The following is a 10934-nucleotide window of genomic DNA, read 5'->3' as shown; positions in this document are numbered from 1 at the left end:
CGACCATGACCAACCCCCCCCGCCGCATGAAGATCGGCATCAACATGGTGCAGAACGGCGCCCATAATTCGGGCTGGCGCCATCCCGATGCCGATGCCGGGATCGCGAATGACTTCAAAGGCTATGCCCGGATCATCAAGGCCGCCGAGGAGCAGAAGATCGACTTCATGTTCCTGGCCGACGGCGCCGCCGTGCGCATCCCGCACAAGGATGCCGAAGAACTGAGCCGCCACGGCCATATCGACCGGTTCGAGCCGCTGACCCTGCTGGCCGCCGTGGCGGCGGTCACCGACCGGATCGGCCTGATCTGCACCGCCTCGACCACCTATAACGAACCCTATGCGCTGGCCCGCAAGTTCGCCTCTCTGGATCACATCTCTGACGGGCGCGCGGGCTGGAACGTGGTCACCGGCTGGTCCGAGGAAGAGGCGCTGAATTTCAGCCGCGATGCGCTGATGGACCATTCCGAACGCTATGAGCGCGCCAATGAATTCTTCGACGTGGTCACCGGGCTCTGGGATAGCTGGGATGACGACGCCTTCGTGCGCGACAAGGCAGAGGGGCGCTATTTCCGGCCCGAGGGCATGCATCTGCTGAACCACAAGGGGCCGCATTATCAGGTGCGCGGGCCGCTGAACCTTGCACGCTCGCCGCAGGGGCATCCGGTGATCGCGCAGGCAGGCGGTTCGGGGCCGGGGCGCGATCTTGGCGCGCGGATCGCCGACATCATCTATACCGGGCAGAAGGACAAGGGCATCGCGCAGGAGTTCTATGCCGACATGAAGGCGCGCGTGGCCGCCGCCGGGCGTGACCCGGACAAGGTGATGATCATGCCGGGCATCATGCCGATCATCGGCACCACCGAAGCCGAGGCGCAGGCCAAGCTTGACGAGATGAAATCGCTGGTCCATCCGGCGGTGGGGCTGCAGCTGATTTCCAAGATGTTCGGTGATCTCAGCGACCGCGACCCCGAAGAGCTGATGCCGCTGCCGCTGCCGGAATCGAACGGCGTCAAAAGCGCCATCGTGCAGTGGGAACGGCGGCTGGAACGCACCCCGATGACCATCCGGCAGGTCTATGAGGAGATCTCGATCTCGTCCGGGCATAATGTCTGCTGCGGCACCCCGGCGCAGATCGCAGATCTGATGCAGGACTGGTTCGAGGATGGCGCCTGCGACGGCTGGAACCTGATGGCCCCCTACATGCCGGGCGGCGCCGAGGATTTCCTGACGCTGCTGATGCCGGAACTGCGGCGCCGGGGTCTGGCGCAGACCGACTATGCCGGGGACACGCTGCGGTCGCGGCTGGGGCTGGAACTGCGCCCGAACCTGCGCAGTGGCGACGCGCAGTCGGCCTCGGACGAGGCCATCGCCGTGTCGCACTGAGGCCAGAGCATGATGCCGGAGGGCGCTCCCTCTTTCCGGCATCCCTTGGGGCGGACCCGCAGGTCCGCCCTTTTTGCATGCCCCGGTCCGGGGGCCGCACCGGATCTCAGGCGATAGAGGCCTCGCGCACCCGGTCGGCGCCGGTATAGCGGTTGCGATGCGGCGGCAGGCCAAGGTTCTCGCGCAGGGTGCGCCCTTCGTATTCGGTGCGGAACAGCCCCCGGCGCTGCAGTTCGGGCACCAGCAGGTCGGACACATCGGCAGCCCCGCCGGGCAGGTGGGGCACGGTCAGGTTGAAGCCGTCGCAGGCCTCCTTGTGGAACCAGTCCTCCATGATGTCGGCGATGTCGGCGGCGGTGCCGATGTAGTTGCTGGACGCCTGCCCCGCCTGTTCAAGGTAAAGCTCGCGGATGGTCTTGCCATCCTGACGGGACCGCGCGATGAGCCGGTCGGCCCAGCCACTGATCCCTTCCCGGTCGCCTGCGGGTTTGAAATCCGCCGGGATCGGTTCGTCCAGCGGCAGGCCGGACAGATCGCCGAACGTGTCGGCAAGGAAGGACAGCCCCACCACCGGATCGATCAGATCCTGCAGCATCTCGAACTTCTCCTGCGCCTCTTCGCGCGTCCTGCCGATATAGGTGCGGAAACCCGGCATCACCCGCAGCGCATCGGGGGGGCGACCGAACTTCGCCAGCCGCTCGCGCATGTCGGCGTAATAGGTCAGCGCGTCCTCGATGGTGTTGGACGCGGTATAGATCACCTCGGCCAGCTTGGCGCCGATGTCGCGCCCGGCGGGGGAATTGCCCGCCTGCACCACGATGGGCCGCCCCTGCTCCGAAGGCCGGGCGTTCAGCGGACCGCGCACCTTGAAATGTTTGCCCTCGAAATTCAGCCGGTGCATCCGGCTTTCGTCGAAGAAGATCCCCGACTCCTTGTCAAGCACGAAGGCCCCGTCTTCCCAGCTGTCCCAGAGCCCGGTCACCGCCTCGGCGCATTCGGCGGCGCGCTCGTAGCGCTCGCCATAGTCGCGCACCTGTTCAAGGCCGAAATTCTTGGCCTCCTCGTTCGACCATGAGGCCACGATGTTCCACCCGGCGCGGCCATGGCTCATCAGGTCCAGCCCCGCAAAGCGGCGGGCAAGGTTATAGGGTTCGTTATAGGCGGTGGATGCCGTGGTCACGAGCCCCAGATGCGTGGTCACCGCCGAGATCGAGGCCAGCAGCACCGTGGGTTCGATGTCGGTGATGTACTGCCCCAGCCGCGCCAGCGAGCCCTTAGGCGTGTCTTTGGCCCGCACGCCCGCGCCATCGGCGAAAAAGATCATGTCGATCTTGCCGCGTTCGGCATGGCGGGCGACGGTGTGGTAATGCTCGATCTCGCTGGCGCCATTGACCGGCACATCGGGGTGACGCCACGCGGCGGGGTGGTATCCAAGCCCGCGCATCGACAGGCCGAGCCGCATCATCTTTTTGGTCATGGTTCTGCTTTCCATAGGTTCGGACGGTTCTGGAAGGGGGGCCGGACGCGGGCCACGCCGCGTCCGGCGGGCCGTCAGTAGACGTAACCGGCCTTGGTCATGAATTCGCGCGCGATTTCGAGATCGTACTCGATGGGCTTGAGCAGATCCGCCGCGTATTCCGGTGCGGTGAAGGGCATCGGCACCGTGCCGGGCGCGCCAAAGCCGCTGGCGATTTCCTGCACGATCTGTTCGCGCGGCATCGCATGGCTGAAGGCCTGCCGGACATAGGCCGCAGCCTCTGCCGCACGGGACGGATCCTCGCGGCCAAGGGGCGTGTCGACACCGGTGCCAAAAATCGGGTGCCTCAGGTTGTAGCAGACATGCTGCCACTTGTAGCTGTCATAGGTCTGCACCTTGCCCCATGACGGGTCGATCGTGTCGACAAGCGATCCGATGTCATACATGGGATCATGCGCGTCGATCTCTCCCGCGCGCAGTGCCGACAGCACCGCATCCGACCCTTGGATGTTCACCAGATAATAGGTGGTGACATTGCCCGGCGTCTCTTTCCAGTAATCGGGGTTCTTCGTGTAGACGAAGGTGTTGCGCATCTGGTCCTGACCCTCGCTGATCCACGGGCCGGTGCCCACGCCGCCCTTCGCGGAATAGGTCGATCCGTCCGACAGCGTGACATCATAGGTGCCGTTCCATGTGTTGAACGGATGGGCGCGCAGATCTTCGGGGGCGATGCCTTCCAGCACGTGTTTCGGCATCACCTGCATCGCGTTCATCACCCAGTGTTCGAACTGCACCGTAAATTTGGGCAGATCCACGGTGACCTCGTATTTGCCGGTGGCGCTGAACGCCTCGGGCGAGGCGAAGATCTCCTTGAACGGCGCGTTGAAGGGCGAGGCATAGGCCTCGTTCAGGATCATCGCCCATGTGAACACCACATCCTCGGCGGTGAATTCCTCGCCGCTGTGCCAGCGCACGCCTTCACGCAGCGTGATGACCCAGTGCCGCCCGTCCTCGGACACGGTGTGGCCGGTGGCCAGCGCCGGCTGGATCTCTTTGCTGTCCCAGTCCTTGTATTCATAAAGCCGGTTGAACACCGGGCCAAAGACATTGGCGTCGGAATAACCGCCCGTATACATCGGCGTCAGGTTCTGCGGCGGCTGCCACGAGGCGAAGGCCGCGCTGGCCTCGTCGCCCGCATCCGCGATGGTCCAGTTTTCGGGATCGGGGAAGAACACCGGATTGAAGGTGGTGCCCGAAAACCCCGAAAGCTTGGGATTGGTGGCGATCACGTCCTCGGGGTAGAACAGGATGGTCATCGGCTGGATGTCATACCAGCGCTTCTGGAAGCGGGTGATCGCCTCCATGCGGGGGGCTTCCTCGCGGGCGGCGGCGTAATCGGCAAGCGAGGCGTCGATTTCCGGATCATCGACATAGTAGAAATTCTGCCCGTTCGGCGGAAAGGCCGTGGACGAGAACAGGTTGTTCGGCACCGGCGTGATCGAATTGTAGTAATAGCGCTCCAGATAGGCATCCCAGCCGCCGTCGGCATGGGGCTTGCCCTCGCCATTGGTGCGGCGCGGGGTGATCACCGACCACGGCACATAGCTGGACTGCACGTCGATGCCCAGTTTGGAGATTTGCTGCGCCGCCAGCGTGCCCCAGATCATCCGGGCGGGCTGGTTGTTGGGGATCATCATGTACATGCGGAAGAACGGCGCCTGAGCGTGGGCCATGGTTCCGGCGCCGCCCGCCAGCGCGGTTGCCGCAGCACCGGTGGTCTTGAGGAAATTCCGTCGTGTCTGGTTCACTTGCATGGTCTTTTCCCTGTTGTCGGTTTTGTGGGGGTCATCTTTGCCGCGCCTCATCAGGGCGCGGGGGGCTCCAGCGGGTGGTGGCAGGCCAGCGCGCTGCCCTGCGGGCCGGGTTCCATCGGGGGTTCATGCGCCTTGCAGACCGCGCTGGCGCGGGGACAGCGGGTGTGAAAGCGGCAGGCGGCAGGCATGTTCATCGCGCTGGGGATCTCTCCCAGCAGGGTGTTGCGCGCCGAAGGGCGGTCGGGATCGGGCACCGGGATCGCGCTGAGCAGGGCGCGGCTGTAGGGGTGGCGCGGCGCCTCGAACAGACGGTCCACATCGGCGATCTCGACGATCTTGCCCAGATACATCACTGCGACACGGGTGCTGAGGAACCGCACCGAGCTGAGATCATGCGAAATGAACAGGTAGGTCAGCCCCAGTTCCGCCTGCAGCCGCGCCAGCAGGTTCAGGATCTGTGCCCGCACCGACACGTCGAGCGACGACACCGGCTCGTCGAGGATCAGCAGTTCGGGATCCACCGCCAGCGCCCGCGCGATGCCGACGCGCTGCCGCTGGCCGCCCGAAAACTCGTGCGGGTAGCGGTCGGCGTGATGCGGCTCCAGCCCCACAAGGTCGAGCAGTTCGATCACCCTGTCCCGCCACGCGGGCCGGGGCAGCAGGTCATGCACCCGCAGCGGTTCCGACAGGGTCTGCGCGATGGTCCAGCGCGGGTTCAGCGACAGGTAGGGATCCTGAAACACGTATTGCACGCGCCGCCGCATCGCCAGTTCGGCCTTGCGGTCCGGTCCGCGCAGCGTCTGCAGCAGATCCTGCCCGCCCAGCCGGACCTCGCCGCCGCTGGCGTCGATCAGGTGCAGGATCGCCCGGGCCGTGGTCGACTTGCCGCAGCCGCTTTCGCCGACCAGCCCCAGCGTCTGGCCCCGCGCCACGCTGAACGAGATGTCATCCACGGCGCGGATCTCGCCGATGCGGTGGCGGCGGAACATGCCGCGCCGACTGACCGGATAAAGTTTCTGCAGGCCGCGCACCTCCAGCAGGTCGCGGGCGGGGAAGGGCAGGGGGCCGGTCATGCGGCGTTCTCCTCGACCCGGGAGCCACGGCGCAGGCAGCTGACCGCGTGGCCGGGTCCACTGGCGGTCATGCGCGGCAGCAGGGCGCGGCAGTCCTCGCCCGCCTCGGCGCAGCGCGGGTGGAACTGGCAGCCGTCCGGCCGCTGCGCCGGATTGGGGGGGCGTCCGCCGATGGCGGGCAGATCGCGCGCGCCCGGCTCGTAGCGCATGTCGATGCGCGGCGTGCTGTCCAGCAGCGCGCGGGTATAGGGATGCTGCGGATCGCGGAACACCGCGCGCGCCTCGCCACTTTCGCAGATGCGCCCGGCATACATGACAGAGATCCGGTCGGCCATCCGCGCCACCACACCCATGTCATGGGTCACCAGCAGGATGGAGGTGCGGAAGGTCTCCTTGATCTCGTCGAGCAGATCGAGGATCTGCGCCTGAATCGTCACGTCAAGATTGGTGGTCGGCTCGTCGGCAAGGATCAGCGCCGGATCGCAGAGCAGGGCGCGGGCGATGCAGACGCGCTGTTTCATCCCGCCGGACAGCTCGTGCGGGAACTGGTCCAGCCGCCCATGCGCATCGGTGATCCCCACCTGCCGCAGCAGATCGGCGACACGCTCGCGGGTCTCGCGCCGGTTGGCCCGGGTGTGCCATGCATAGATCTCGCCAAGCTGCTTGCCCACGGTCAGGATCGGGTTCAGCGAATGCGCCGGGTTCTGGAACACCATGGCCATCCGCCGCCCGCGCACCTTGCCAAGCGCCGCCGGACCCATCGCGGTCAGATCCTGCCCCTCGAACAGCACCTGCCCGCCGGTGATCTCCGCCCCGCCCGGTGCCAGAGCCATCAGCGCCAGCGAGGTGACGGATTTCCCCGACCCGCTTTCGCCCACAAGGCACAGCGTCTCCTGCCGTCCCACGCGCAGATCGACACCCATCACCACGGGCACGGCGCTGGTGCCGCGCCCGAAGCTGACCGACAGGCCGCGCACGTCCAGCAGCGGTTCGGATTGCGGCGCGGGTTTATTTGACACGGGGGTTGAAAGCATCGGACAGCCCATCTGCAAGAAGGTTGAAGCCCAGAACGGTGATGAAGATCGCCGTGCTTGGCGCGATGGAGGCCCAGGGCGACACCTTGAGCTGCGCATAGTTGAAATAAAGCAGCTGGCCCCAGCTGATCGCCTCGGGGTCGCCGAAGCCCAGAAAGCTGACCATCGCCTCTGACAGGATGGCCGAGCCGATGCCGAGCGCGATCACCACCACCAGCGACGGCATGGCATTGGGCAGGATGTGGCGCAGCAGGATGTCCGACCGGGTGGCGCCGATGCAGCGCGCGGCCTCGACGAATTCCATGCTTTTCAGCCGCATGAATTCCGCCCGGGCGATCCGCGCGATGGGGGGCCAGCCGAACAGCCCCAGCAGCAGCACGATGGTGGTCAGGTTGAGATAGGGGATGTCCTCCAGCGGCGTGCCCACGACGATCACGCCGAAGAGCCGCACCACCGCAAGGATCACCACGAAGACCGGCAGCACCAGAAAGAATTCGGTGAGGCGCATCATCACCTCGTCGGCCCAGCCCCCGACATAGCCGCTGATGCCGCCGATCAGCAGCCCCAGCACCGAGGCGACAAGCATGGTGCCCAGCCCGACCGCCAGCGCCGTGGGGGCGCCATAGACGATCCGGGTCAGCACGTCATACCCCATCCGGTCCGTGCCGAAGGGATGGGCAAGGCTTGGACCGCTGCGCGAGCCGAAATTCATCATCGCCGACTGGTCATTGGCGGCATAGGGCGCGATCAGCGGCGACAGGATCGCCACCAGCACGACGAAGCTGACCAGTCCCAGCCCCAGCATGCCGGTCCGGTTGCGGCGGAAGCGCGCCCAGCCCTGCGCCCACATGCCGCGCGGTTTGTCTGTCCGCGCCGTGCCGGCGGCGGAGATATGGTCGATGGAGGCCATGGATCAGTCCAATCTGATGCGGGGGTCGATGAGGACGTAGGCGATGTCGGTCAGCAGCGTGACGACGACCAGCATCACCGCGATGGCCATGGTGACGCCAAGGATCACCGGATAGTCGAGCTGCTGGATCGCGTTGATATAAAGGTAGCCGACACCGGGCCATGTGAAGACAGTCTCGGTCACCGGCGCCGTGCCCAGCATCAGGCCAAAGAGCAGCGACAGATAGGTCAGCACCGGGATCAGCGCGTTGCGCAGCGCATGGCCGTAGATGATGCGCCGTTCCGGCAGGCCGCTGGCCCGGGCGGCGGTGACAAAATCGTGGCGCAGGATGTCCACGAGGTTGGACCGCATCAGCAGCGTCAGCGCGGCGGTGTTGAAGAAGGTCAGCATCGCCACCGGCAGCACCATGTGCCAGAGCGCGTCCAGCAGATGGCTGCCCCAGAGCGGGGAGCGCATGGAATAGGCGCCGTAAGACGGGAAGATGCCCAGCCAGTAGGAAAAGATCAGGATCAGCAGGATGCCGACGAAGAAGCCCGGCAGCGACTGGCCCAGCATGGCGCTGGCCATCACGCCGAAATCGACGCGGCTGTATTGACGCATCGCCGCCGTCACCGCCATGGCCGTGGCCAGCGCGAGCGCGATCAGGATGCCGGGCACCTGTATCTTGAGGGTTTCCAGCCCCCAGCTTGTCATCATCTGCCAGACCGGCTGGTTGTAGATGATGGAGGTGCCGAAATCGCCCTGCAGCAGGTTTCCCGCCCACATCAGGTAGCGTGTCGTCGCGGGCTGATCGAGCCCGTAATAGGCGGTCATCTGGTCGATGGCCTGCTGGCTGATGCCGGGGCGTTCGGCCAGCAGGATCTCGATCGGATTGCCCACGGCATTGACCAGCGCAAAGACGATGACGCTGACGCCGAACAGCAGGAAGATCGAAAAGACCAGACGGCGGATGATGAATTGGGTGACCAGCAAGCCAAGGCTCTCCCGTTGCCGCGGGGCGCGACTGCGCACCTGCGGAGCGATGATTTCAGGGGGTTCTCATGGTCTCAGGTTGGGATGCGGCGACCTCTTCGGTCAAATTCCAAATAATTGCTATGCGCGAAACTCAGGTTATGGGCGGGCTGGTCCCATGCCGAAAGACCCCGCCGGGCTGGCGGGGCCTTTCCCCTGCGGGCGGCGCGGTCAGGAGGTGGCGGTGACCCGGCCGGTGCCGGGCAGCGGCGTGCCAAGCGCCGGGCTCAGGCTTTCGGCATGGGCCCGGGCCAGATCGATGAACCGCGCCACCTGCGAGGTGCGGGGCCGGTGGCGGGACAGCAGCAGCGACACTTCGGAGCTGACCGTGGGCGTGAAGGGGCGGCAGGTCACCAGTTCGGTGAAGGCGCCAAGGTAAAGCGGGTTGAGCAGCGCCACGCCCGATCCGCGCGCCACCATGGCGCAGATGCTGGGCGCCATGGAGGCTTCTGTCACGATGTCGCGCTGCACCCCGGCAGAGGAGAAGATCTCGTCGATCTGCGCCCGGACATCCGAGGTCGGCGTGAAGTTGATGAAGCGGATCCCGGCCAGATCCTGCGGCGTCAGCGCCGCGCGCGCGGCCAGCGGGTGGCCATGCGGCATGACGCAGACATAGGGGCGGCGGTCGAGCGGGATCAGCTCGATCTCCGGATCGTCGACCGGATGGGAGGACAGGCCGATGTCGAGCCCGCCGGAAATCAGCATGTCGGCGATTTTCATCGTGCTGCGCGCGTGCAGGGCGACCCGCGCGCTGCTGTTCGCGGTCTGGTATTCCACGATCAGATCCTGAATGAACCCGGTCGACAGCGCAGGCATCACGCCGATGGTCAGCATGGTGCCGTTGCTGTTGCGGATGTCGAAGGCCGCCGTTTCCAGCCGCTCCAGCCCGCGATAGAGGCGGCTGATCTCCTCGAACAGCAGCAGCGCATCGCCGGTGGGCCGGATGCGTCCGGGGCTGCGTTCAAAAAGCTCCAGCCCGGTATCCTGCTCCAGATGCTGGATCAGCTTGCTGATCGCGGGCTGGGACACGCAGAGCCGCGCGGCGGCGCGGCTGACCGTGCCGGTTTCGATGACGGCCTTGAAGGCCTCGATCTGTCGGACATTCAGCATGGGCGGTCCATATCCTGCGCGCCTGCCCGGGACGGAGGGCAGAAGGCGCGATGCCCCATTCAAGGCGTAATGGACCTGTCTAACATTTTTTTCTGGCGGCGTGGCGCGTCTTGCCAAGGCTGTGCCCGAAGATCGGGCAGACGGTGCGGGCCCGACCCGAAACTTGGGCAGAGCCTTGGGGCGGGCAGGCAGGCCGAGGAGCCCCGCCCGCCCGCGTTCCGGGTGCAAGGCTTTCCGGGGGTCATGCCTGCAGTCCCTCTTCGACCAGCCCGCAGTTGGCGACGCGGCGGCATTCCACCCCCACCGGCACACCGCAAGAGCTGGGGACATGGGGGATCATCGTCTTCAGTTCCGCGATGCTGGCGGCATTGGTCGGGGCGTCGCGGAAAGGCGGGGGCGGGGCCTTGTTTACCGGGCGTTCCCGTCACCGCCCTGCGACTGGCCTGCGGCAATACCATCAAGAAAGAACTTCACCGCAAGGCGGATCCATGCCTCGTCGCGGTCGAAGCCGGAGACGGAGGGGTGGAGGTGAACGGGCTTTGTCGCCTCCATCAGGGTGGCGAAGCGCTGCGGAGCCGTCGTCATGTTCAGAAGCAGCCGGGCCAGCTGCAGCGCCCGCTCCGCCTCCACGCTGCCGAAGCCGGGGCTGTCCATCAGAAACCGGGCGATCCGGTCCTCCGCGCCGCGGATGACCCGCTCGTGCAGCATTTCGGCGAGATCTGGCAGGCGTTCGGCCTCGCTGATGGCAACGCGCTGCAGACGCACCGGCCCGCGCCATGTGGACAGGTCGCTGAACCGGCTGGTGAAATGCGTGAGCTCCGCCGCCACATCGCCTGCGGGGTCAAGCTCGGGGAGTTCGGCCAGAAACCACTCGACGGCCTGCCCGAAGGACGCGCGGAACAGCGTCTCCTTGTTGGTGAAATGCGCGTAGACCGTGCGCTTCGTGGTCCCGGCGGCCTGCGCCACCTCATCCATCGACGCCTTGTCATAGCCACGCTCACCAAAGGTGATGAAGGCGGCCCTCAGGATACGGGCGGGCAGGGAGAGTTTGTCGTCTTTTTTCATGGCTCGGGCCTCGATCACGATAGCGTATGCACCAATCGGCGCCAGATTGACACCC

The 10934-nt window shown here is 66.0% G+C and carries 9 protein-coding genes; 1 reads left to right on the top strand and 8 read right to left on the bottom strand.

The features are described from left to right. Positions 1–5: 5 nt before the first annotated feature. A complete protein-coding gene (locus BLR51_RS06830; RefSeq protein ID WP_089845305.1) occupies positions 6–1385 on the top strand; it encodes an LLM class flavin-dependent oxidoreductase in 1380 nt (459 codons plus the stop codon). Between the two features lie 106 nt (positions 1386–1491). Here BLR51_RS06830 and BLR51_RS06825 read toward each other — a convergent pair whose 3' ends face one another. The 8 genes from BLR51_RS06825 to BLR51_RS06790 all read right to left on the bottom strand — a co-directional run bounded on the left by BLR51_RS06825 (position 1492) and on the right by BLR51_RS06790 (position 10879). After that, positions 1492–2862, bottom strand: coding sequence for an LLM class flavin-dependent oxidoreductase (locus BLR51_RS06825; protein WP_089845652.1), 1371 nt, complete (start codon positions 2860–2862; stop codon positions 1492–1494). A gap of 74 nt (positions 2863–2936) precedes the next feature. Beyond that, complete coding sequence (locus tag BLR51_RS06820; RefSeq protein WP_165616768.1) at positions 2937–4676, bottom strand: ABC transporter substrate-binding protein; 1740 nt, start codon at positions 4674–4676, stop codon at positions 2937–2939. Between the two features lie 50 nt (positions 4677–4726). Then, entirely contained in the window at positions 4727–5749 is a 1023-nt protein-coding gene (locus tag BLR51_RS06815; RefSeq protein WP_089845301.1) for an ABC transporter ATP-binding protein, read from the bottom strand. After that, the gene (locus BLR51_RS06810; protein WP_165616757.1) at positions 5746–6783 is read right to left on the bottom strand and encodes an ABC transporter ATP-binding protein; all 1038 of its coding nucleotides are present in this window, start codon (positions 6781–6783) and stop codon (positions 5746–5748) included. The genes BLR51_RS06815 and BLR51_RS06810 overlap by 4 nt, the downstream gene beginning before the upstream one ends. After that, complete coding sequence (locus BLR51_RS06805; protein WP_089845297.1) at positions 6758–7693, bottom strand: ABC transporter permease; 936 nt, start codon at positions 7691–7693, stop codon at positions 6758–6760. Before BLR51_RS06805 ends, BLR51_RS06810 begins: the two co-directional genes overlap by 26 nt. A gap of 3 nt (positions 7694–7696) precedes the next feature. Beyond that, positions 7697–8665 carry an ABC transporter permease gene (locus BLR51_RS06800; protein WP_089845295.1) on the bottom strand — a complete coding sequence of 323 codons (969 nt, stop codon included), beginning with the start codon at positions 8663–8665 and terminating at the stop codon, positions 7697–7699. A gap of 210 nt (positions 8666–8875) precedes the next feature. Then, positions 8876–9814 (bottom strand): LysR substrate-binding domain-containing protein, encoded by a 939-nt coding sequence (locus tag BLR51_RS06795; protein WP_165616756.1) that lies wholly within the window; start codon positions 9812–9814, stop codon positions 8876–8878. 408 nt (positions 9815–10222) lie between these two features. Continuing rightward, positions 10223–10879 carry a TetR/AcrR family transcriptional regulator gene (locus tag BLR51_RS06790; RefSeq protein WP_089845291.1) on the bottom strand — a complete coding sequence of 219 codons (657 nt, stop codon included), beginning with the start codon at positions 10877–10879 and terminating at the stop codon, positions 10223–10225. Between the last annotated feature and the right edge of the window lie 55 nt (positions 10880–10934).

The organism is Salipiger marinus, assembly GCF_900100085.1.
GTDB classification, from domain to species: domain Bacteria; phylum Pseudomonadota; class Alphaproteobacteria; order Rhodobacterales; family Rhodobacteraceae; genus Salipiger; species Salipiger marinus.
The sequence above is the reverse complement of the archived record's forward strand: the minus strand, read 5'-3'. Positions and strand labels throughout refer to the sequence as shown.